This window comes from Curtobacterium pomorum (genome assembly GCF_044497295.1).
Lineage (GTDB): Bacteria > Actinomycetota > Actinomycetes > Actinomycetales > Microbacteriaceae > Curtobacterium.
Genome location: NZ_CP172409.1, coordinates 3,288,303 through 3,309,805, shown reverse-complemented (window position 1 = coordinate 3,309,805; position 21,503 = coordinate 3,288,303). Strand labels below are relative to the sequence as shown.

Here is a 21,503-nt window from a genome sequence, read left to right as displayed (position 1 = left end):
CCCGGGCGTCTGGTCGTCTCAGGGCCCTGGTTTCGGCTGTCGGCGGGGATTGAGGAGATCGCCGTCCCAGCTCAGGTCGTCATCTTCGTGCACCTCGAAGGTCTCGAAGCGGTCGTCCGCGAGGATGCTGTCGACGAGTGCGGGTGAGCCGGCGACGATCGTCGAGTCCCAGTCTTCCTCCGACGCGACGACCCAGGCGTGATCCTCGGGCCAGATCAGCGACGTGTAGGGACCCTCCTGGCCCCAGCGGCTGCATTCCCATCCAGGCACGGTGCGCTGCGCCCACATCGGGTCCGCAAGCTCGCCCAGGCTCGAGCTGAACAACCACATGTCCCGACCTGGCCAGTGCATCTGTATGCGAGCGCGCGCGAGCGCGTTCCGACCTCCCTCTGCCCAGGGCGGATTGCCGGTGCCTTCCCACGCTCCGATGACCAGGTCGTCCGGGGTCCGTGTCGTGGCCCGCAGGTGCGTGGTCAGCACCGCGAGATCCTCCGGGTCGAACCACCCGTCGTCGGACTGACCGACACGCCACCCATCCGACCAGTCCCTGGTCTGCTCTTCGTCAGTGATGCGCCACCACTGCGCCAGGGGATGCATCACCCGGCCGTTGCGGCGCGCGACCTCGGCCCACCGCCAACGCGTGTGCTCGACATCGACGGGATTGCCCCACTCGTCGAGCGTGTTCGGGTCAGTACGGTGCGCATCTACCGGGTGCAGCAGCCTCGCGTACGCCTCGAAGCCCTTGCCAGCGACACCGCCGACAGTCGCCCATCGGCCAGCGCGCTCGACAATCCACTGACCACGCGCGGCTTCGGTCGGCAGAATCACCCCGTCAGCATGGCACCGCAGACGCCGGTGTCTCGCGCGAAGCAGTCTCAGTCGACGATCGTCTGGTGAGACGCCGACGCTGACGCGGGCTCGGCACGCGAATCGCTGGGTGACGTGGACCGGGTTGCCGGGGTCCGCTCGCAGGGGGATGTCGCCTTTCCGGCAACCGTTCACGCCGGCGGCGTCGTGCCCGCACCCTCGGTGTCGTCTGCTCCAGCTGGACCGGTACCGGCCTGATCGAGGTTCTCGTGCGGGTCGCCCATGTCGCCGGTCGCCTTTCCGGCGGGGGACAGCCCGAAGTGCTTGCGGACGGCGTTCGCATCGGTGGCGGACAAGGTGTTCGCGGCTCCGGGGGACGGCGCGCCCTTGATCGCGCTCTTCGTGTACCCGACGTGCAGGTCCGTGCCGTCGAACGTGGCGTCCTCGACCGGGACAAGTGCGGTGTGACCCCCGAAGAGTCCGGTCGCGACGCTGACGAATGCAGCGCTGCCGTCCTCGTCGGAGGGGAACACCTGTGCGACCTTGCCGACCGATGCGCCGTCGCGGTCCCTGACGGTCGCGTTCTCGACCTCGTGGATCTTGCTCTTGGTGATCATGCGTGTAGTCAACGCCGCCGGTCTGATCCGCTTGTGTCAGTGGCCGCGCGGCGAGCCCGAGCGTTCTAGGACATGATCGTGGGGAGGTCGCTTGAGCGCAGTGGTCTAGAAGGAGTTTCCGCATGAAACCCACTCGGGGGAAGGCCGTCTGCGTCCTCCGGCCGGCAGGAGCCGTACTGCTCGCCATCGCCGTCCTCACCGGCTGCAGCTCCGGGCTCGGGAAGACCCCGGAGCGGGCAAAGCAGTCCATTGTCACGTTCGTCGAGGGTTCGACGGACGTTGTCGGTGACGGTTGGGAACCCAACGACGGTCCACGGCTGGGGAAGTGCGGACTCGGCCTCGGGACCGGCGGCGTCCAGGACGTCTACGCCAAGGTCCGCGCTGCCAGCGCTGATCCGAAGGCCGACGTCGAGGCGGTGGAACAGCACTGGAAGGAGCTCAGGGTCACGACCGAGCGGTACCAGACCGGCGGCGAGGACCCGATCCTCGGCGTTCGGGGCAGGGGTGGCCCGGTGAGCTCTTCCGACTTCCGCGCGGATCCCCGCGGGTACACGATCGATGGCAGCTCACAGTGCATCGCGGGGGACTTCGAGAAGATGAGCCTCGACAGCCAGGAGTGACGACCGCGACCTGATCGCCGGAACCGAGCCGCGCCTCCAGGCCGGACCGAGACCCGGGCACCTGCGGGACGTGACATGGAAGACGGCCCGCCCCGTTGCCGAGGCGAGCCGTCCGGGCGGATCGGGGCGCTAGCGCGCAGCCGGCACCGCGACGCGAGCGAGCTCGGCCCGCACGATGTCCGCGCCGGCAGACAGCGCACTGAGCTTGTCCAGCGCTGCACCCCGTGCCAGCGGAGCCATCCCGCAGTTCGAGCTCGGGATGAGCTTGTCCGCATCGACGAACTCGAGCGCCCGACGCAGCACTTCCGCGACCTCTTCCGGGGTCTCGACGGTCTCGGTCGCGACGTCGATCGCCCCGAGCATGACCTTCTTGCCGCGGATCAGCTCGACGAGCTCAAGCGGAACGTGCGAGTGGATGCACTCCAGCGAGACGATGTCGATCGACGACTGCTGCAACAGCGGGAACGACTGCTCGTACTGCCGCCACTCCGCCCCGAGCGTCTCCTTCCACTTGTTGTTCGCCTCGATGCCGTAGCCGTAGCAGATGTGCACGGCGGTCTCGGCGTGCAGGCCCTCGGTGGCGCGTTCGAGTGCGGCCACGCCCCAGTCCTGCACCTCGTCGTGGAAGACGGTGAAGGCGGGCTCGTCGAACTGGATGATGTCGACGCCGGCGGCTTCGAGCTCGCGCGCTTCCTGGTTGAGGATCGTGGCGAACTCCCACGCCAGCTTCTCGCGGCTCTTGTAGTGCTGGTCGGAGAGGGTGTCGATCATGGTCATCGGGCCGGGGAGCGCCCACTTGATCGGCCGGTCGGTCTGGGCGCGGAGGAAGCGAGCGTCGTCCACGAACACGGGCGCCCGGCGGCTCACGGCACCGACCACGGTCGGGACGGCCGCGTCGTACCGGTCGCGGATGCGGACGGTCTCCTTGCGCTCCAGGTCGACGCCGTCGAGGTGCTCGATGAACGTCGTGACGAAGTGCTGGCGGGTCTGCTCACCGTCGCTGACGATGTCGATGCCGCGGCGCTCTTGCTCGTGGACGGCAGAGCGGAGTGCGTCCTGCTTGCCCTCGGTCAGTGCTGCTCCTTCGAGCAGCCAGGGGGACCAGAGCTTCTCGGGTTCGGCGAGCCAGGACGGTTTCGGCAGGCTGCCGACGATCGAGGTGGGCAGGAGGGTGCTCATGCGGTTGCGAGTCCTAACGATCAACGAGAAGGAATGGCGGCTTCGGCAGCGAAACGGGACAGGAGCGCACCGTGCGGCGTCACGAGGTGCTCCTCGGTCCACCGGCCCTGGGTGATCCCGAGGCGGCTGCGCTCCTCACGGTCGTAGGTGACCGGGGTGGGCGTGAAGTCGGTGTGGTCGAGGGTGGGGCGGTAGGTGCTCCCGGCCGGGGTGTTCGCGGCGTAGATCTCCGGACGGTAGATCTTCTGGAACGTCTCCATGGTGGCGATCGTGCCGATGAGCTGCAGGTCCGTGTAGTCCCCGGTCAGGTCACCGCGCGTGTAGAACGCGAGCGGGGCCGACGCTCCGGCGGGCTGGAAGTACCGGACCCGCATGCCCATCCGGCCGAAGTAGTCGTCGGTGAGCGAGGAGTGCTCGTGCTCGTACTCGGCGCCGAGGGCGGGGTGGACGTACCCGGTCCGGCGGTAGGTCTGACTCGTCGAGACGCTGATGCAGACGACGGGCTCGGCACCGAACTCCGAGCGGAACGCGGAGGACTCCAGGAAGCGCTGGAAGAGCGCCCCGTGCAACACGCCGAAGTCGGACGGCAGGCCCTGAGACGACGGCAGCAGCACCGAGAAGTCGTAGTCGCGCAGGTACGACGAGAAGTTGTTGCCGAGGATGCCGTGGTGGTGCTCGCCGGTGTGCTGGTCGACGATCGTGACGTCGAGCATCTCGAGCAGCGGGAACTCGGCGTCCGCTCCATCGTCGAAGAACTGCAGCGAGGCCGAAACGATGTCGAGCTGCAAGCGGTAGCGATCACCGGCAGCCAAGAGGTCGTTCGCGCGTCCGTCGATCATCGCCAGCGCAGCACGGAGGTTCTGCTGACGGTGCTCGCCCCGCGCCAGGTTGGCGAAGTTCGTGGTCAGCCGGGAGCTGTCGGCGGGGGAGTAGTCCTCGTCGAACCGGGTCCGGGTGATGCTGAAGGTGAGGTCGTTCGCCATGGTCGGCAATCTGTTCGTCGAGCGCCCAAGGGCACTGGGGAAGGGGTACCTCGATGATGGCGGGAACCACGAGCCATCAGGTAATACCGAGACGCTATGCACCGGTATAGCCTCGGCCTATGGCCCGTGTCTCGAACGACATCACCCTGCAGCAGCTCCGGTACTTCATCGAGGTCGCGACGGAGGGCTCGATCAGCGCCGCGGCCGACCTGCTCTACGTGTCGCAACCGACGATGTCCGCGGCGATGAAGGACCTCGAGACGCGGATCGGGCGCCCGCTCTTCACCCGCTCGGCCCGGGGCGTCGTGCTCACCGTCGACGGCGTCGAGTTCCTCGGGTACGCCCGACAGGTCGTCGAGCAGGTCTCCCTGCTCGAGCAGCGGTACGTCGGCGGCCAGCGGTCGCGTCGGCTGCTCGGGGTGTCCGCCCAGCACTACTCGTTCGCGGTGGAGGCCTTCGTCCGGATGGTCGAAGCGGCCGCTGCGGACGAGTACGAGTTCTCGCTCCGTGAGACCCGCACCTGGGACATCATCGAGGACGTCCGCACCCTGCGCAGCGAGGTGGGCATCCTCTACCGCAACGACTTCAACAAGCAGGTGCTCGGCAAGCTGCTGCGGGACGCCGGCGTCGTCTTCACGCCGCTGTTCGTCGCGCAGCCGCACATCTTCGTCGCCCGCCGGAACCCCATCGCGTCACGGGAGCGCGCGACCCTCGAGGACCTTGCAGACCTGCCTCGGCTCACCTTCGACCAGGGCGCGAACAACTCCTTCTACCTGGCGGAGGAGATCCTGTCGACGATGTCGAGCAAGCGGGAGATCCGCGTCTCGGACCGCGCGACGATCTTCAACCTCATGATCGGCCTCGGCGGGTACACGATCTCCACCGGGCTCATCAGCGACGACCTCGACCCCGAGATCGTCGCCATCCCGCTCGACGTCGACGAACGCATCGAGATCGGCTGGATCGCGCACGCCTCCGTGCCCCTCACCGTGCAGGCGCAGGCCTACCTGGACGAGTTGCGAGCGGTGGTCACCAGCTACGGCGTCGAGCCGCTCGGGTAGGCAGGCCGCGGTTCGCGCGGTTCGCGCGGTTCGCGCGGTTCGCGCGGTTCCGGCGGTCGGCCGGGAGGCCCGTCATGCGTCCGTCAGGAGGCTGCGGTCTCGAGCATCGCATTCACGTGCGGCGCGCTCCACCGCAGGAGCGCGTCAGCGGGTGGACTGTCGAGGTCCTCGCCCCAGATCGCGACGGCCGCGCCCGACATCGGAGCTGCGAGCAGCGAACCGGAGTCGCCGTCCCACGTCCGGAGTGACCAGTTCTCGCGGAGGTCGGCGACGGTGTACTCGCTGTCGGCCGGGTCGAGGTCGGTCGGCACCTCGTACAGGTAGTACGAGTTGTAGTTGAGCAGGTCGATCCCGGCCTGCTGCAGGTCGACCGCACTTGCCCGTCGCGCTCGGCGTTCGCGGCGCTCGGCTGCGTCCTCGGTGTCGCCGTCGAAGCTCCAGTACGTGACGTGGATGCGCGGATCCAGGCGCTTGACCACGGCGCGATCGATCCCGTCGTTCCACGCCCAGACCTCGCGGTTGCCGAGGGTGGCCGCCATCGCGTTCATCCACGCGACGCGTTGGGCGGCGGTGACGTCGCCGCCCCATTCATCGCCGCCGATGTGCACGGCGCGGCTGGACGGGAAGGTCCGCTGCACCTCTGCGTACAGCTTCTTCGCCAGCGCGAGACTCCCGGGCGCTGACGGGTCGAGCTCGCTCGCACCCGAGCGGATGCGATCGACCCACTTCTTGCCGTGCTGCGCCTCGAGCAGGGCGAAGGCGGCAGCCATGTGCCCGGGGGTGTCGACCTCGGGCACGATCGCGATGCCCCGCTTCGCCGCGTAGGTGGTGATCGTGCGTGCCTGCGCGGCGCTCAGGAACGGGCGATGGGTCACACGGCTCGTGTAGACACCGTGGTCGAGATCGGCGTTCGCGAGGGTCTGACCGAGGACCGTGCTCTCGATCCCGACGTTCTGGTCGTCGGTGAGGTGCAGGTGCAGGAAACGCCCGCCGTTGTCGTCGAGCAGGTCGATGTACCGCTTGATCAACGCCACGGGGTAGTAGGCGCGGGCGACGTCGAGCATCACGCCTGTCTCGGGACGCGTGCGTTTCGTGGGTTTCGTGCTGACGGTCGCGGTCGACGTGCGGCACTGTTTTGCGGAGTACGCACCAGTGCAGGCGAGGACCGAGTACTTCCCGGCTGCTGCACGGGAAGGTGTCCCGCGGACTGCGGTGACCGTCGTGCTCGAACCAGCGGACAACGCCTTCACCGCGACCCGGCCGAGCGTGTACTTCTTCGTGCCGGCGGACAGGTACAGCCAAGCTGAGGTAGCGGGTTTCCGCACGGAGGCGGTGTTCTTGAGCTTCAGGGTGGTGCGCACGGCGGTGCCGGTCGAGGTGGCGGTGGTGGACGCGGTGACCTTCGTGACCGTCACCGTCGAGGCTGCCGTGTCCGCTGATCCTGCCGTTGCACGGATGCCGACCAGGGCTGCGGCCGACACGGCGATCGCCAAACCGACCGCGATGGTCCGTCTGACGGAGTGCGGCGCGGTCGCTGGACCGGCAGTCGGGTCCGGAGTTCCGGTGGAGGAGGGCACGAAGACGACGGTAGTTCACCAGGGTTGCGCGGTTAGCATTGCCCGACCCGGCGCCCGGTCGCGGACAACATCCCACCCAGGGGAGACAACGTGAACGGCCACGAGCGCACCACCGATCGCGGTCGGCGTCGCGGGTCGCCCCGACTCGTCGTCGGCCTGGTCGTCGCACTCGTGTCGATCGTCGCGACGGGGTGCTCCGCGGCGAAGACCCCGGAGGTCGCCGAGCCGCTCGCGACATGGAACGCCGCCGTGGCCGACCGGACCGAGGCGCCCGCGAACTGGGTCGCCCTGGGGGACTCGATCACCGAGGGGCAGGGCGCCTCGTCACGCCCCACCCGGTGGATGGACCTCACGCTCGACCAGCTGCGCACGGAGCACCCGACCGACGGGGTCACCGGAGGGGCCGGGTACCTCCCGGCGCAGTTCGCCGTGTACGCACCGGACTCGACCTGGGGTGACTGGGCGACGGCGCGCACGGGGGAGAGTCAGTTCGACGTCACCACCCCCGACCTCGGCTACCGATCGGTCGCCATGCAGGCGGGCGCTTCGCGGAGCTACGGCTTCTCGGGCACCGGGATCGACATCTGGTGGGCGCGCTACCCCGGGTCCGGCGACTTCACCTACAGCGTCGACGGAGCCGCACCGACGACCGTGGCCACGACGGGGACCGCCAGCACCGGGACGACCACGACGGTGGACGGATTGTCGAGCGGGGAGCACACGGTGACCGTCACCGCCGTCGCGCCGTTCTCCTTGCTGGGGTTCACGATCTACGACGGTGACCGGGACAAGGGGATCCACCGCTACGACTCGGCGCACTCGGGATCGACGATCGCGACGTTCACGAAGGACCAAGAGGGCTTCCTGACGGCGATGCGTCGTGCTGCTCCGGACCTCATCACGATCACGCTGGGTGGCAACGACGCGGCGAACCTCACACCCGACGAGCTCGGCGCCCGGTACGTGGCGTTCCTCGAGGCGCTCGCGGCGCTCCCCTCGAAGCCCTCGCTGCTCGTGATCGGCGAGTTCACGCCGGCGTCGAGCATGACGGACGGCATGGCGGAGCCGTGGTCGAGCTACCTCGCCGAGATCAAGCGTGCCGCAGCGAAGGGCGGAGCCGCGTACGTCAGCATGGCCGACACGTTCCCCGAGGCCGACACGTCGGGCGCCGGGATCTACTCGACGGACGGCATCCACCCGAACGACGAGGGGCAGCGTCGGATCGCGAAGCTCGTGCTCGCCACCCTGGCTGCGCACGAGGGTGACTGAGCGACGGACGGGCCGTGGACCTCACCAGGAACTCGGCTTGTAGTCCTTCAGGAAGACGCCGAACACGTCTTCGCCCGCCTCGCCCCGGACGATCGGGTCGTACACGCGGGCAGCCCCGTCGACGAGGTCGAGCGGCGCGTGGAAGCCCTCCTCCGCCAGCCGGACCTTCGTCGGGTGTGGCCGCTCGTCGGTGATCCACCCGGTGTCGACGCTCGTCATCAGGATGCGATCGGTCTCGAACATCTCCTGCGCGCTCGTGCGGGTGAGCATGTTCACGGCGGCCTTCGCCATGTTCGTGTGCGGGTGCCCCGGCCCCTTGTAGGCGCGGCCGAACACACCCTCCATCGCGCTGACGTTCACCACGTAGGTACGGTGCGCCTCGCTCGCCGCCATCGCGGACCGGAGCTTCGAGATCAGGATGAACGGCGCGGTGGTGTTCGCGAGCTGGACCTCGAGCATCTCGAGCGGGTCGACCTCGTCGACGGCTTGCGTCCACGAGTTCACGTCGTGCAGGTCGGGCACGAGGCCACCGGCGTCGATGGCGGTGCCCATGGCCAGGCGCTCGAGCGAGCTCGACCCCGGAGCCATGGCCTGCTCGGTGAGCTCGTCGGCCCGGGCTGCGGCGGCCGCGAGAATCGGGTGCGCCGTCACCGAGCGGGCGAGCGCCTGCGGGTGCTGGTCGTTCGTGTGCCCGAAGGTCACCAGCTCGGGCAGCGGGCCGTCCGGCAGCGGCGCGAGTTCGGCGTCGACGAGGGGCTGGTACGCACCGGTCGAACGGCGCACGGTCTGGGTGGCGTTGTTGATCAGGATGTCGAGGGGGCCGGCCGCGGCGACGTCCTCGGCGAGCCCGATGACCTGGGCAGGGTCGCGGAGATCGATGCCGACGACCTTGAGGCGCGAGATCCAGTCAGCCGAGTCGGGCAGGCTCGTGAACCGACGGACGGCGTCGCGGGGGAACCGCGTCGTGATGGTCGTGTGGGCGCCGTCACGCAGCAGGCGGAGCGCGATGTACATGCCGATCTTCGCGCGGCCACCGGTCAGCAGCGCCCGCTTGCCCGTCAGGTCGGTCCGGGCATCGCGCTTGGCGTGGCTCATCGCCGCGCACGAGGGGCACAGCTGGTGGTAGAACGCGTCGACGACGGTGTACTGCTGCTTGCACATGTAGCAGGGGCGTGACTTCAGCAGTGTGCCGGCGGTGGACGCCGTCGTCGAGGTGGTGATCGGGACCCCGCGGGTCTCGTCGTCGATCCGGTCGGCGGCTCCGGTCGCGGTGGCGGCGATCACGAGGCGGTCGGCCTCGGCGATGACCGCGCGCTTCTCGAGTCGGTGCGCACGCTTCACGGCCTTGAACATCTTCGCCGTGGCCTGTCGCACCCGCACGAAGTCGGGGTGCGTCTCGTCGATCTCGGTCATCTGCTCGAGCACCCGGAGCGTGGCGTCGAGGTCCTCGGGGAGGATGCCGCTGGGTTCGGGGTGCTCGGAGATCACACGGGATTCTACGTTGGATCAGGCCGCGTCGAGCTCCCGCGTCAACGCCGCCACGAAGTCGTCGATGTCCTGCTCCGACGTGTCGTACGCGCACATCCACCGCACCTCGTTGCGGCTGGCGTCCCAGTCGTAGAACCGGAAGTGCTTGCGCAGCCGCTCGGCCACCCCGGCGGGCAGCGTCGCGAACACCCCGTTCGCCTGGGTCTCCTGGCTGAACCCGACGCCCTGGATGCTGCCATCGGCGATCCGGGCCTCGAGTGCGCCGCGGAGTCGGGCGGCCATGGCGTTGGCGTGCCCGGCGGAGCGCAGGTACAGGTCGTCGGACAGCAGCGCGATGAGCTGGGCCGAGACGAACCGCATCTTCGACGACAGCTGCATGTTCATCTTGCGCAGGTAGTGCAGCCCCTCTGACGCGTCGGGGTTCAGCACGACGATCGCTTCGCCGTAGAGCATGCCGTTCTTCGTGCCGCCGAAGCTCAGCACGTCCACGCCGGCGTCGGTCGTGAAGTCGCGCAGGGGGAGCCCGAGGGTCGCGGCGGCGTTGGAGATCCGAGCGCCGTCCATGTGCAGCGTCATGCCGAGCGGGTGGATGTGGTCCGCGATCGCCCGGATCTCGTCGACCGTGTAGGCGGTGCCGAGCTCGGTGGTCTGCGTGATCGACACCACGAGCGGCTGGGCGCGGTGTTCGTCACCCCAGCCCCAGGCCTCCTTGTCGATGAGCTCGGGGGTGAGCTTGCCGTCGGGGGTCTCGACCGGCAGCAGCTTGATCCCGCCGATGCGCTCGGGAGCGCCCGCTTCGTCGGTGTGGATGTGCGCGGTCGTGGTGCACACGACGGCACCCCACCGCGGCAGCATCGACTGCAGCCCGACGACGTTCGCGCCCGTCCCGTTGAACACCGGGAACGCCTGCGCCTGCGAGCCGAAGTGGTCGGCGATCACCTCGTTGAGGCGGGCCGTGTAGACGTCCTCGCCGTACGCGATCTGGTGGCCGTCGTTGGCCGCGGCGATCGCGTCGAGGACCTCGGGGTGGACGCCGGCGTAGTTGTCCGAGGCGAAGCCCCGCAGGTCCAGGTCGTGGAGTCGAAGGGTCACTGGTTCATCCTAAGGAAAGGGAGAGCGGGAGACGGGCGCCGTTCACGTCGGCCGGCGGTGCCGTCCAGAGCCGCACGACCTCGTCGCCGAGCCGCTCTTCGAGACCGGCCAGAGCGCCGACGACGAACACGGTGGCTGCCGCCGAGTCCGGTGCGTCCTTCCGGAAGCCCTGTGCGACGGCACGGACCCAAGCATCGGAAGCGGCCTTGGCGGCGGCGTAGTTGGCGGCACCCGCGGTGGGAGAGTCGACCGCGGTGGAGGAGACGAACGCGAGCCGTCCGGCCGGGGACGCCACCAGGTCGTCGTAGAACGCCCGCGTGGTGTTCCGGAGGGTGCGGAACGCTCGGTCGAAGAAGTCCCAGTCCTCGTCCGACTGGCCGGCGATGCCGCCGCCCCCACGCCACCCACCGACCAGGTGGACCAGCCCGTCGACCGGTCCCGACGTCTCGCGGACCGCAGCCGCGAGCGCGGTGACCGCCCCGAGGTCTGCGAGGTCGCACGTGTGGGTCGTGACGCCCGGGACGGAGGCGTGCAGGGCCTCCAGTGCGTCTGGTCTGGTGCCGACCGCGACGACGGTCGCCCCGGCGGAGGTGAGTGCGTGCGCGACCGCCGCGCCGCTGGCACTGGTCGCACCCGCGATCAGCACCGTGCGACCGGACAAGGACCGAGCGCTCACGCGGCGACGTCCGGAACAGACGGAACAGCGGACGGAGCACCCGACGACGACCCGGTGATGCCGGCCGTCGAGGCGATGACCGCAGCCATCTTCTTGTTCAGCGCTTCGTAGAACATCGACAGCGGGAACTCGTCGTCCATCACTGCGTCGGTGTACCCCTTGGGCATTCCGGCGAGCGTTTCCTCCGGCAGCCCACGCGCCCATCTCGACGCCGGGTGCGGCGTGAGCGTCCGGGTGAGCATCTCGTACGCAGCGAGCCAGTGCGCCGACTTCGGCCGGTCGATCGACCGCCGGTACAACTCGTTGATCTGATCGCTGAGCGCGATGATCACGTCAGGAACGGCGTCCCAGTCGATGGTGAGCTGCGTGTCGGTCCAGTGCAGGACATCGTGCTGGTGCATCCACGCGAACAACAACTGCCCGCCGAGTCCGTCGTAGTTCCGGACACGGCTGCCGGTGATCGCGAACCGGAAGATGCGGTCGAAGACGACGGCGTACTGCACCAGGCGGGCGTGGTCGCGGATCGCGCGTTGGGCATCATTGAGATCTGCTTCCGGCAATGCAGAAAGTGCACGTTCGAGCCGCACGGACTCCCGGAACGCCGTCAGGTCGCAACGCAGTTCTTCCAGCGAGTAGAGGAAGAACGGCATCCGCTGCTTGATCATGAACGGATCGAACGGCAGGTCCCCGCGCATGTGCGATCGATCGTGGATGAGGTCCCACATCACGAACACCTGTTCCGTCAGCTCCTGGTCGTCGAGCATCGCTGCAGCGTCGTCAGGCAGTTCCAGTTTCGTGATCTCCGCAGCGGCACGGACGACTCTGCGGTAGCGAGCAGCTTCGCGGTCCTGGAAGATCGCACCCCACGTGAACGTCGGGATCTCGCGCATTGCCACCGTCTCGGGGAACAGCACCGCCGAGTTCGTGTCGTAGCCGGGCGTGAAGTCGACGAACCGCAACGCGACGAACAACTTGTTGCTGTAGTCGCCCGCTTCGAGTTCCGCGATGAACTCCGGCCAGATGACCTCGACCAGGACGGCCTCGACGAGCCGCGAGGAACTGCCGTTCTGCGTCACCATCGGGAAGACGACCAGGTGGCCGAGCCCGTCGACGCGGTGCTGTTGCGGCTGAAATTCGTTCAGTGCGTCGAGGAAGTCGGGAACGCCGAAACCGTCGCGTTCCCAGCGTGCGAAGTCGCGCTGCAGTGCAGCGTGGTACGCCGCATCGTGCGGAAAGAACGGTGCCAGTTCGGCAATGGCCGGGAGGATCGTGGCCAGGTGCTCGGAAGCGGTCGCGTGGTCCGCCTGGTCGGGTATCGAGCCGTCGGCCGTTTGCAGCGCGCGGAACGACACGACAGCGGCTTTCAGCCGCGTCCACGCGGGATGCTCGGCGACCTCGCGCACCGACGTGCGGTCCTCGACGACCTCGGGTTCTCCGACGATGGCGCCCTGCGTGAACTCCTGGACGAACTGTGACATGTCGAACCTCCCGTCATTGGGCCGGCCGCGGATCTGCGGCGTGGTGGTGCGCTTGTCATGAGCCTAGGGAGGATCGGGGGATGCATTCTTGCCCATTTGCGGGGCTTTCGTGCGCGGCGCCGTCCTCCGCGCACGCGATGCCGTTCTGCGCGCAACGTTTCGTCGGCGCGGGCTCGGGGGAGCGTCAGCAGCTACGACTTCGTGACGGCGGCGATCGCCTCGCTCACGCTCGAGCTCGGGTGCTCTGCGCGCCATCGCCGCACTGCCGCAGGGTCCGGCGATGCTCCCTGGGGGATCGGCGTGGTCCCGATGACGCTCGGCGCGGACACCGACCAGGTGAGCGTGGCCAGTGCAGCGACGCAGGCGTAGAGCAGGTCGAGTGTGAGCCAAGCACCGACGGTCGCGACCAGCCCGCCGAGGACGCTGAGCGCCGGTACCCATCGCCTCATCGGAAGTGGAGGAGCAGCGCCGTGCCGATCGCTGCCACGCAGATCAAGAAGGCCGCGGGGGCGGCCCTGCTATTCGGATCCACGGTTCCCGCGAAGCCCGAGGCGGACAGCCCGGCTGCTCCGGCTGCGACCGAGAGTGGCCAGCCGCCGGCGTCGAGGACGACGCAGGATGCGGCCAGCAGGACTGAGCCGACCGCGAGCCCGGTCCTGACGATGCGGCGGACGCGAGACTTCTTGGGCATGGGCCTCCCTTGACCACCACACTACTGATGTTGCACACACTGTATGTGGAGACTTGACGGTACGTTTGTCAGGTGGAACAAAAGGAATCGCGCGACCGCGCGATCGACGAAACGTGGGTGCCACCCGCGTGCTTCGGCGCCCTCGGCCTCGGGGTCACGATCGTCGGCGGCCCGGACGTTGCCTGGTGGGACGTGGGTTCGACGTTGCTCGTCCTGGGAGCGTTCGGGCTGCTCGCCCTCCTGCTCGCGTCACGCAGGAGGGTTGCTCCACCGACCCTCCGCGTGCGCCGGGCGAACTGGCTGGGTGCAGCGATCGGGCTCGGCGCGGGTGCCCTCGTGGGAACCGCGGTGTCCGGAGGATCGACTGCACTCGCCGCGCTACTCCCGGTCCCGCTCGTGGCGATCGATGCCGTCGTCAGTCGTTCCGGCGGGGGACTGCGAGACCGGTTGATCGTGCTCGGCCTGACCGCTGCTCTGATCGCCGTGGTCCTCTTCTGGAACGCCGACGTGCGCCAGGGCTTCTCCGACCTGGTCCAGGGATCCGTGGTCGCCGGCGTCCTGCTGGCGGTGGGGCTGGTCCTGAGGGGGGTCGTTCGGCGGCAGCGCGCCTGATCGGCACAGCATCGCGGCCATCCGACTCCGCGGCGCCGACTCGGTCGATACGGTTGTCTGCATGGCACGCTTCACGCCCCCAGCCGCCGACGCGATGCGCGCACGACTCCTGCTCGCAGCACGCGACGAGTTCGCCGCGGCTGGGCTCGTCGGCGCCAAGATCGAGCGGATCGCCGCGGCGGCGTCGAGCAACAAGGCGCAGATCTTCCACTACTTCGGCAGCAAGGAGGGGCTGTTCGACGCCCTCCTCGCCCAGATCGTCGCCGAGACGTTCGACCAGGTCCCCGTCGACACCGACGACCTCGCCGAGTGGGCCGCCCGCCTGCACGACTCGTACGTGCAGCGCCCGTGGGCTGAGCGTCTCGCGACGTGGCACCGCCTCGAGCGGGGGAGTGACGGTGCGCTCGAAGCCGTCATCGCCAGCAACACCGAAGCCGTCGCCGCGGTCGAGCACGCCCAGCGCGCCGGGGTCCTGCCGCGCAGTTACCGGCCGGCGGTGCTGCTCGGTCTGGTGATGCACCTCGCCGCGTTCTGGAGCTCGACCTCTCCCGAGTACGGCTCGTTGGTCGCGGCGGTCGCACCTGCGCGGCGTCGGCAGATCGTGATCGACGCGGTGAAGGCGCTCGTCGGGGGCTGACGTGTCGTGCGCGCGGGCGTAGGGTTCGGCCCATGAGCAGTGACAGCCGTCTTCTCCGGGCAGCCTTCGGGCGGCCGTTGGTCTGGGTCGGCGCGGTGTGGATCGCGGTCGGGGTGCTGTGGAGTGTCATGGCGGTCATCGAACCGAGTGGCTTCCGCGTGTTCATGGCTGTCCTGTGGCTCGTGCTCGGCGGCAGCATGCTCGCCGTCGCGCTCCGCGACAAGAAGCGCGGCCTCGGGCGGTACCAGCGCTAGTCGCGGCGGCGCGAGCCCGTAGGAACGACCCGCACCGGGCCTCCCGTCAGCCTGCCGCGCCCGCAGCGACCCGCAGCGTCCGCTCCGCATCGTCGAGGTAGTCCGCCAGCAGTGCTGAGGCCCCGGTCTGGTCGCCGGCGCGCAGCGCCACGACGATCGCCTCGTTCCGCTCCACGAACTCGGCGTGGAACGACGCCGGGTCGTCGGCCGTCAGGAAGGCCAGCCGCATCTCGGCGAGCAGCCCGTCCATCAGCCCGTGGATCCGTGTGCTCGGAACCGCGCGCACGAGCTCGGAGTGGAACCGGATGTCCGCCGTGCCGACGGCACCCCAGTCGCCCGTGACCGCAGCGTCCCGAGCAGCCGTGACGGCGGCGGCAGCAGCGTCGAGCGCCGGTGACGTCGGTGTGCACGCCCGCACCGCGGCTTCCTCGAGTACCCGCCGGGCGGCGTAGAGGTCGGTGACGTCCTCGGCGGAGAGTCGTCGCACGAAGACCCCGCGGTTGAAGACGTGCTCGACCAGCCGGTCCCGCGCGAGCAGCCGGAAGGCCTCGCGCAGCGTGTTCCGCGACACCCCGAGCTGGTCGCTCAGTCGCTCCTCGGACAGCTGCGCCCCGGGGGAGAACTCGCCCGACGCGATCATGGTGCGCAGCCGATCGGCAGTCGAGTCGGCACCACTGACGGTTCGGGTCATGTCCCGATCCTGACACGGCCTCGGGCATCGCAGGTGCGAACCTCGCACCGTGTGACCGTCGTGTTACAGAGCGGATCGGCCTCTTGCGATTGTTGAACAATGCGGGCCAGACTGTCCCGCATGTTCGTCCTCATCGGCGTCGCCGTCGTCATCATCGGGTTCGCGTTGCGCATCAACGCGCTGCTCGTCGTGACCGTCGCGGGCATCGTCACCGCGGCCATCGGCGGGATCGGTCCCGTCGGCATCCTCACTGCGTTCGGCGACGGTTTCGCGTCGAGCCGGTCCGTCACGACCTTCGCACTCGTCCTGCCCGTCATCGGCCTGATCGAGCGCTACGGGCTGCAGGACCAGGCCAAGCGCCTGATCGCGAAGCTCGACAAGCTCACGACGGGTCGTCTGCTGGCGGGCTACCTGGCCATCCGGCAGGTCACGGCCGCGGTCGGCCTGACCAGCATCGGCGGGCCGGCGCAGACCGTGCGGCCCCTCGTGCACCCGATGGCCGAAGGCGCGGCGATCAAGAAGTACGGCCGGATCGACGAGCGGATGCGCGAGAAGATCAAGGGCTACTCGGCGTCGTCCGACACCGTCGGGGTCTTCTTCGGCGAGGACGTGTTCGTCGCCGTCGGCTCGATCCTGCTCATCACCACCTTCGTCGACGCCACCTACGGTCTGTCGCTCGAGCCCATCGACCTGGCGCTGTGGGCGATCCCGACGGGCATCGCCGCGCTCCTGGTCCACGGCACGCGACTGCTGCTGTTCGACCGCACGCTCGACAAGATGGCCGCCGACGCCCGCGTCGACGCCCCGACGCAGGGAGCTGCAGCGTGATCACCAGCGAATGGCTCTACTGGCTCATCGGCGCGTTCTTCATCGCGGTTGCCGTCCTCATCGTCACGGACACGTCGCACGCCAAGCGACTCGGCAACGCGGCGTTCTGGGGGATCCTCGGGGTCTCGTTCTTCTACGGCACGTTCGTCGCCGCCAAGACCGCGCCGTCGTGGGTGCTCGGCATCGCCGTCCTGGTGATGGTCGCGCTCGCCGGACTCGGGTTCACCGGGACCACCAGCCGCACACGGGTCGCCAGTATCCCCGGTGCCGGCACGGGGGCGGAGACCGGCCCGGCCGAACCCACCGCTGCCGCCACGAAACCGTCCGCCAGCACGAGCGTCCTCGCGACGACCAGCCCCGACGAGCGCGCGGCGTTCGCCACCCGGTTCGGCAACAAGCTCTTCATCCCGGCCCTGGTCGTGCCCGTGGTCGCCGTGCTCGTCGCGACGCTCGGGCCGCTCGTCTCGATCGGCGGAGCGCCCCTGCTCGCCGAGGGCAGTGCGACGCTGACCGGCCTGGGCATCGGCTCGGTGCTCGCCGTCGTCGTCGCGGTGTTCGTCCTGCGTCCGCCGAGGATCGCGACGCCCATCCGTGAGGGCGGTCGACTGCTGCAGGCCATCGGGTGGGCAGCGCTCCTGCCGCAGATGCTCTCCACCCTCGGCATCGTCTTCACCCAGGCCGGGGTCGGCGATGCCGTCGGCACCATCATCAAGTCGATCCTGCCCGGCGGCTCGCTGATCGCCGCGGTGGTCGTCTACTGCCTCGGCATGGCGCTCTTCACGATCATCATGGGCAACGCGTTCGCCGCCTTCCCGATCATGACGGCCGCGATCGGATGGCCCGTCCTGGTGCAGGGCTTCGACGGCAACCCCGCCGCGATCTTCGCCATCGGCATGCTCGCCGGCTTCTGCGGCACGCTGGTCACGCCGATGGCCGCGAACTTCAACCTGGTGCCGGCTGCCCTGCTCGAGATGCGGGACAAGTACGGCCCGATCAAGGCGCAGATCCCGACCGCCGCCATCCTGCTCGTCGTCAACATGGGAGTCATGTACCTTGTCGCTTTCTGATGCTGCCCCGCTCGACCTGACCCGGGCCGCGTGGGCCGACCGCTTCGCGGCCGTCGCTGCCGAGAACACCTCGCGCGAGTACCCGTACGCGGCGCACCACACGACGTCCGGTCCGGACGACCGGGCACTCCCGGTCGAGCTGCACCCCGCCTTCGCGACGTCCTACGACTGGCACTCGTCCGTGCACATGCACTGGCTCGCAGCGCGTCTGGTCGCGCACGGCCTGTCGGCCGACCTGGAGGCCCGACTCACCACGATCCTGCGGGCCCACCTGAGCGCGGATCACCTGGCGACGGAAGCCGCCTACTTCCACACGACGCCGCACTACGAGCGCCCCTACGGGTGGGCCTGGCTCGCGAAGCTCGCCGCCGAGGTCTCCGCGTCGGACGTCCCGGGGATCCGGGAGCTCGCCCCGGGGTTCGTGCCCGTCGTCGACGTGCTCGAGGACCTCGTCACCCGCTGGGTCGACGGTGCCGCCCACCCCGTCCGGCACGGCGTGCACTCGAACTCGGCCTTCGGGCTGCTGCTCGTGCTCGAGGCTGCACGGTCGCTCGGGCGCGACGAACTCGCCGCGACGGTGGAGCGTGCCGCGCGCGAGTGGTTCGGCGAGGACGCCGGTTGGCCGTTCGCCTGGGAGCGCAGCGGACACGACTTCCTGTCGGCCGGGCTGGCCGAGGCCGACCTGATGCGGGCAGTGCTGACCCCGGCCGAGTTCGCGACGTGGTCGGACGGCTTCTTCGCCCAGGTGCGGTCGGGGGATGCGATCCTGCAGTCCACGGTGGTCCGCGACGAGGCCGACCCGCAGCAGGTGCACCTGTTCGGGCTCGACCTGTCACGAGCGGGATCGGCCCGGCGCATCGCGGACGCCCTGCGCGCCGGCGAGCTGGACGACGACGGACTCGCGAGCCTGCTCGACGAGGCGGCCGACCGGCTGCTGGCCTCCGGGCTGGCAGCCAGTGTCGGCGAGGAGTACTACTCCACGCACTGGCTCGCGAGCTTCGCCTGGGACGCGATGGAAGCGCGGGAGCACGCCGCGCGCTGACCCCCGAACGAGGGGCATGGTCGCCGATCCGACGTGCTGCTGTCAACCCCCTGCGTCGGTTGCGCAATGCACCTACCCTCGGTGCGCAGCCGAGATCCGGCTGGGTACCCGAGGGGAACGGGTGCCACCAGTCACAGCAGGGAGTGACACATGCAGCACCGCAGGATCAGGCGGACCGCACTCATCGCCGCACTCGTCGGAGCCGTCGTCGTGGCGGCACCGCTCGGAGCGGGAACCGTTGCCTACGCGGGGGTCACCGCCCCGGTCGGCAACGTCGGCACGTTCAAGCAGACCTTCGTCGAGAACTTCAGCAAGGCGGCGTCGGCCAACGGACCGTTCGCGAAGACCTACGCGAACTCGTGGCAGCCCTACCCGGACGGGACCGGCGGCACGTACTACTCGGGCTCGCAGGTCAGCGCCCGCGACGGCTACATGGACGTCAAGCTCGACGGCAAGCGCGGCGCCGCCGGGACCTTCGGGACCCCGAACGGCGCGTGGTCGCACGTGGGTGGCAAGTTCAGCGTCCGCGCGAAGGCGACCGGCGGCAACGGGAACGGTGCAGCGTTCATGCTGTGGCCGTCGTCGAACGTCTGGTCGGACGGCGAGATCGACTACCCCGAGGCGAACTTCGAGGGGTCGCCGATGCTCCACCACCACTCGATGGTCGCCGGGCAGGAGGCGACCGCGACGAGCATGAGCACCGGGGTGACCTGGCGCAGCTGGCACGTCTACTCGGTCGAGTGGATCCCCGGCACGTCCGTGAAGTACCTGCTCGACGGCAAGGTCATCAAGACCGTCACCTCGAACGTGCCGAAGACGGCACACCGCTACATGTTCCAGGTCGGGAACTGGGGTGCCGCCGGGCACCTGGACATCGACTGGGTCAGCACGTACGAGTACACGGGCTGACCCACACCCGGTCAGCCGAGCGCGATTGTCCGCTCGAACGTCCGCGCGACGGGCGGAGCGGCGACGATCGGCCCGATCGCTGCGGCACCGTCCGGGGTCGCCCGCCACGCCTCGTAGGCGTCGTGGGCGGCCCCGCTCGTCCAGGACTCCACGACGACCACGCGCGTCGGGTCGGCGTCGTCGACCAGGACCTCGAGAGACTCGCAGCCGTCGAAGGCGCGGGTCTGCGCGAGCGTCTCGCGGATCGCCGCCTCGACGGTGTCGGTGGGGACGTCGCTCCGGAACTGGACATCGAGCAGGACGGTGATCGACATGTGGTGCACCTTTCGTCGGCAGTCCGACGCAACTGGTCGGCAGTGTCCGACTCAACCCGCGGCGGCGCCGACCTGTTCCGGATCGGTGTGCAGGCCCGCCGTCAGCCGACGAGCCGGAAGCGGATGGTGTCGCCCGGACGGAGCTGCGCCGCACGGTCGACCGACTCCGGCGTGAGGACCGCCACGACGGGGTAGCCGCCGGTCACCGGGTGGTCGGCGAGGAACAGCACCGGGAAGCCCTCCGGCGGGACCTGCAGTGATCCGGTCTCGACCCCCTCGCTCGGCAACTCGACCGTCACGGCGCGGACGAGTGGCTGCGGAGCCGTGGTGCGGACACCCACGCGGTCGCTGTCCGACCCGACGGTGAAGTCCTGGCCGGTCAGGGTGTCGCGCCACGCCGGTGTGAACCAGTCGTCGCGAGGGCCGGCGGTCGCTTCGAGCACCACGGGGTCGTCCGGCCAGCGCTCGTCGGGTTGCGGGACGGCGTCGACGATCGGCCACGAGGCGCGGGCATCGCCGATCGGCAGGACGTCGCCCGACGACAACGGGGGCGGCCCGAGTCGTGCGAGTGCGTCCCACGAGCGGCTGCCGAGCACGGGCTCGACCGCGAACCCGCCGAGTACCGCGACGTACGAGCGCAGCCCGGTGGTGGCGGTGCCGATCCGGAGCGTGTCGCCCGGCGCGAGCATCAGGACCTCGTGCGAGGCCGCTCCGCGGACCCGGCCGTCTGCCCGCTCGATCTCGACCGGGCAAGCGGCCCCGGCGGTGGCGGCGACCACGTACGCGTCGGCGCGCAGCGTGACGGAGCCGAGCAGAGCCTCCAGGACGGCCGCATCCGGACGGTTGCCGACCAGCCGGTTGGCCAGTGCTGCGGACCCCCGGTCGGCGGCACCCGCCGCACCGAGTCCCATGTCGCTGAAGCCCGGCCGTCCCAAGTCCTGCGTGGCCAAGCCGAAGCCGACCTGCAGGACGGTCAGCGCACTCATGCCGCACCCGCGTCGACGAACCGAACCCGTGTGCCGGCCGGCGCCCGTGCCGGCGGTTCGTGGTCGAGCGACCACATCGGCACGTCGGTGCGGCCGATGAGCTGCCAGCCGCCGGGGGAGACGCGTGGGTAGACGGCGCTGAACTCGCCCGCGAGGGCCACGGCACCGCTCGGCACAGCGGTGCGCGACGCGCTCCGGCGTGGAAGGTCGAGCGACGGTTCGGTGCCGGTGAGGTAGCTGAAGCCCGGGGCGAAGCCGCAGAACGCGCTCGTCCAGAGCTGGCCGGTGTGCCACGCGATCAACCGGTCGCGGTCCATGCCCGTCAGGGCGGTGACCTGGTCGAGGTCCTCGCCGTCGTAGACCACCGGGACGACGAGGGGATCCGCGGCGCTCGCCGCATCGGCGTCGGTGGCGGGTGCGACCCGTTCGAGTGCACTGCGGAGCCGTGCGGCGTCGGTCGTCGCCGGGTCGAACCGGAGCAGCAGCGTCCGTGCGCCCGACACGACCTCGGTCAGGCCGCGCAGCCGAGCCTCGGCCAGCCCCGTGCGGAACGCGACGACCTGCGGCAGGGAGTCGAAGGTGGCGAGCAGGGCGGCGCGGCCGGCGGGCCGGAAGTCCACGCCGG

The 21,503-nt window shown here is 69.7% G+C and carries 25 protein-coding genes; 10 read left to right on the top strand and 15 right to left on the bottom strand.

From position 1 onward, the window contains the following. Nucleotides 1–18: 18 nt before the first annotated feature. Complete coding sequence (locus ACGH48_RS15840; RefSeq protein ID WP_396289288.1) at nucleotides 19–828, bottom strand: hypothetical protein; 810 nt, start codon at nucleotides 826–828, stop codon at nucleotides 19–21. A 170-nt stretch (nucleotides 829–998) separates the two neighbouring features. Beyond that, nucleotides 999–1,424, bottom strand: a complete 426-nt coding sequence (locus ACGH48_RS15835; protein WP_396289287.1) for a PRC-barrel domain-containing protein — start codon at nucleotides 1,422–1,424, stop codon at nucleotides 999–1,001. A 122-nt stretch (nucleotides 1,425–1,546) separates the two neighbouring features. Between ACGH48_RS15835 and ACGH48_RS15830 the strand changes: the two genes are divergently transcribed. Further along, nucleotides 1,547–2,044: a hypothetical protein gene (locus ACGH48_RS15830; RefSeq protein ID WP_396289285.1), complete on the top strand. Its 498-nt coding sequence runs from the start codon at nucleotides 1,547–1,549 to the stop codon at nucleotides 2,042–2,044. A 129-nt stretch (nucleotides 2,045–2,173) separates the two neighbouring features. Here ACGH48_RS15830 and ACGH48_RS15825 read toward each other — a convergent pair whose 3' ends face one another. Together ACGH48_RS15825 and ACGH48_RS15820 are read right to left on the bottom strand one after the other, a co-directional pair. Further along, nucleotides 2,174–3,223: a methionine synthase gene (locus tag ACGH48_RS15825; RefSeq protein ID WP_396289283.1), complete on the bottom strand. Its 1,050-nt coding sequence runs from the start codon at nucleotides 3,221–3,223 to the stop codon at nucleotides 2,174–2,176. A 20-nt stretch (nucleotides 3,224–3,243) separates the two neighbouring features. Beyond that, nucleotides 3,244–4,206: a putative oxygenase MesX gene (locus ACGH48_RS15820; protein WP_396289281.1), complete on the bottom strand. Its 963-nt coding sequence runs from the start codon at nucleotides 4,204–4,206 to the stop codon at nucleotides 3,244–3,246. A gap of 119 nt (nucleotides 4,207–4,325) precedes the next feature. Here ACGH48_RS15820 and ACGH48_RS15815 point away from each other — a divergent pair, with 119 nt between their 5' ends. Then, entirely contained in the window at nucleotides 4,326–5,267 is a 942-nt protein-coding gene (locus tag ACGH48_RS15815) for a LysR family transcriptional regulator (protein WP_396289280.1), read from the top strand. 83 nt (nucleotides 5,268–5,350) lie between these two features. On the opposite strand, the gene ACGH48_RS15810 is transcribed toward ACGH48_RS15815, so the two are convergent. Further along, complete coding sequence (locus ACGH48_RS15810) at nucleotides 5,351–6,844, bottom strand: family 20 glycosylhydrolase (protein ID WP_396289278.1); 1,494 nt, start codon at nucleotides 6,842–6,844, stop codon at nucleotides 5,351–5,353. A gap of 90 nt (nucleotides 6,845–6,934) precedes the next feature. On the opposite strand from ACGH48_RS15810, the gene ACGH48_RS15805 reads away from it, so the two are divergent. After that, complete coding sequence (locus tag ACGH48_RS15805) at nucleotides 6,935–8,113, top strand: SGNH/GDSL hydrolase family protein (protein ID WP_396289277.1); 1,179 nt, start codon at nucleotides 6,935–6,937, stop codon at nucleotides 8,111–8,113. A 21-nt stretch (nucleotides 8,114–8,134) separates the two neighbouring features. Here the strand turns inward: ACGH48_RS15805 and ACGH48_RS15800 are convergent, their stop codons facing one another. From ACGH48_RS15800 to ACGH48_RS15775, 6 genes are all read right to left on the bottom strand, one after another. Then, nucleotides 8,135–9,601, bottom strand: coding sequence for an SDR family NAD(P)-dependent oxidoreductase (locus ACGH48_RS15800; RefSeq protein WP_396289276.1), 1,467 nt, complete (start codon nucleotides 9,599–9,601; stop codon nucleotides 8,135–8,137). 18 nt (nucleotides 9,602–9,619) lie between these two features. Continuing rightward, a complete protein-coding gene (locus tag ACGH48_RS15795; RefSeq protein ID WP_123314318.1) occupies nucleotides 9,620–10,693 on the bottom strand; it encodes a low specificity L-threonine aldolase in 1,074 nt (357 codons plus the stop codon). Nucleotides 10,694–10,697: 4 nt separating this feature from the next. Continuing rightward, nucleotides 10,698–11,369, bottom strand: a complete 672-nt coding sequence (locus ACGH48_RS15790; protein WP_396289275.1) for an SDR family NAD(P)-dependent oxidoreductase — start codon at nucleotides 11,367–11,369, stop codon at nucleotides 10,698–10,700. Beyond that, complete coding sequence (locus ACGH48_RS15785; protein ID WP_396289273.1) at nucleotides 11,366–12,847, bottom strand: DUF6421 family protein; 1,482 nt, start codon at nucleotides 12,845–12,847, stop codon at nucleotides 11,366–11,368. The genes ACGH48_RS15790 and ACGH48_RS15785 overlap by 4 nt, the downstream gene beginning before the upstream one ends. A 191-nt stretch (nucleotides 12,848–13,038) precedes the next feature. Continuing rightward, on the bottom strand, nucleotides 13,039–13,296 hold the full coding sequence (locus tag ACGH48_RS15780; RefSeq protein WP_396289271.1) for a hypothetical protein: 258 nt from the start codon (nucleotides 13,294–13,296) through the stop codon (nucleotides 13,039–13,041). Next, a complete protein-coding gene (locus tag ACGH48_RS15775; protein ID WP_396289270.1) occupies nucleotides 13,293–13,538 on the bottom strand; it encodes a hypothetical protein in 246 nt (81 codons plus the stop codon). The genes ACGH48_RS15780 and ACGH48_RS15775 overlap by 4 nt, the downstream gene beginning before the upstream one ends. 72 nt (nucleotides 13,539–13,610) lie before the next feature. Between ACGH48_RS15775 and ACGH48_RS15770 the strand changes: the two genes are divergently transcribed. The 3 genes from ACGH48_RS15770 to ACGH48_RS15760 all read left to right on the top strand — a co-directional run bounded on the left by ACGH48_RS15770 (nucleotide 13,611) and on the right by ACGH48_RS15760 (nucleotide 15,041). Beyond that, nucleotides 13,611–14,150, top strand: a complete 540-nt coding sequence (locus ACGH48_RS15770; RefSeq protein WP_396289269.1) for a hypothetical protein — start codon at nucleotides 13,611–13,613, stop codon at nucleotides 14,148–14,150. Nucleotides 14,151–14,211: 61 nt separating this feature from the next. Continuing rightward, the gene (locus ACGH48_RS15765; protein WP_123314314.1) at nucleotides 14,212–14,787 is read left to right on the top strand and encodes a TetR family transcriptional regulator; all 576 of its coding nucleotides are present in this window, start codon (nucleotides 14,212–14,214) and stop codon (nucleotides 14,785–14,787) included. Between the two features lie 32 nt (nucleotides 14,788–14,819). Beyond that, the gene (locus ACGH48_RS15760) at nucleotides 14,820–15,041 is read left to right on the top strand and encodes a hypothetical protein (protein ID WP_148061831.1); all 222 of its coding nucleotides are present in this window, start codon (nucleotides 14,820–14,822) and stop codon (nucleotides 15,039–15,041) included. 46 nt (nucleotides 15,042–15,087) lie between these two features. On the opposite strand, the gene ACGH48_RS15755 is transcribed toward ACGH48_RS15760, so the two are convergent. After that, complete coding sequence (locus tag ACGH48_RS15755) at nucleotides 15,088–15,732, bottom strand: GntR family transcriptional regulator (RefSeq protein WP_123314313.1); 645 nt, start codon at nucleotides 15,730–15,732, stop codon at nucleotides 15,088–15,090. A 120-nt stretch (nucleotides 15,733–15,852) separates the two neighbouring features. On the opposite strand from ACGH48_RS15755, the gene ACGH48_RS15750 reads away from it, so the two are divergent. The 4 genes from ACGH48_RS15750 (at nucleotide 15,853) to ACGH48_RS15735 (ending at nucleotide 19,578) form a co-directional block, all read left to right on the top strand. After that, nucleotides 15,853–16,560 carry a DUF969 domain-containing protein gene (locus tag ACGH48_RS15750; protein WP_123291728.1) on the top strand — a complete coding sequence of 236 codons (708 nt, stop codon included), beginning with the start codon at nucleotides 15,853–15,855 and terminating at the stop codon, nucleotides 16,558–16,560. After that, entirely contained in the window at nucleotides 16,557–17,627 is a 1,071-nt protein-coding gene (locus ACGH48_RS15745; protein ID WP_123291729.1) for a DUF979 domain-containing protein, read from the top strand. Before ACGH48_RS15750 ends, ACGH48_RS15745 begins: the two co-directional genes overlap by 4 nt. Then, complete coding sequence (locus tag ACGH48_RS15740; protein ID WP_396289268.1) at nucleotides 17,614–18,669, top strand: DUF2891 family protein; 1,056 nt, start codon at nucleotides 17,614–17,616, stop codon at nucleotides 18,667–18,669. The genes ACGH48_RS15745 and ACGH48_RS15740 overlap by 14 nt, the downstream gene beginning before the upstream one ends. A 150-nt stretch (nucleotides 18,670–18,819) precedes the next feature. Beyond that, a complete protein-coding gene (locus ACGH48_RS15735; protein ID WP_396289267.1) occupies nucleotides 18,820–19,578 on the top strand; it encodes a glycoside hydrolase family 16 protein in 759 nt (252 codons plus the stop codon). An 11-nt stretch (nucleotides 19,579–19,589) separates the two neighbouring features. On the opposite strand, the gene ACGH48_RS15730 is transcribed toward ACGH48_RS15735, so the two are convergent. The 3 genes from ACGH48_RS15730 to ACGH48_RS15720 all read right to left on the bottom strand — a co-directional run bounded on the left by ACGH48_RS15730 (nucleotide 19,590) and on the right by ACGH48_RS15720 (nucleotide 21,498). After that, nucleotides 19,590–19,892 (bottom strand): putative quinol monooxygenase, encoded by a 303-nt coding sequence (locus tag ACGH48_RS15730; RefSeq protein ID WP_123314309.1) that lies wholly within the window; start codon nucleotides 19,890–19,892, stop codon nucleotides 19,590–19,592. Nucleotides 19,893–19,993: 101 nt separating this feature from the next. Next, nucleotides 19,994–20,878: a biotin-dependent carboxyltransferase family protein gene (locus ACGH48_RS15725; RefSeq protein ID WP_396289265.1), complete on the bottom strand. Its 885-nt coding sequence runs from the start codon at nucleotides 20,876–20,878 to the stop codon at nucleotides 19,994–19,996. Further along, nucleotides 20,875–21,498, bottom strand: a complete 624-nt coding sequence (locus ACGH48_RS15720) for an allophanate hydrolase subunit 1 (protein WP_396289264.1) — start codon at nucleotides 21,496–21,498, stop codon at nucleotides 20,875–20,877. Before ACGH48_RS15720 ends, ACGH48_RS15725 begins: the two co-directional genes overlap by 4 nt. Between the last annotated feature and the right edge of the window lie 5 nt (nucleotides 21,499–21,503).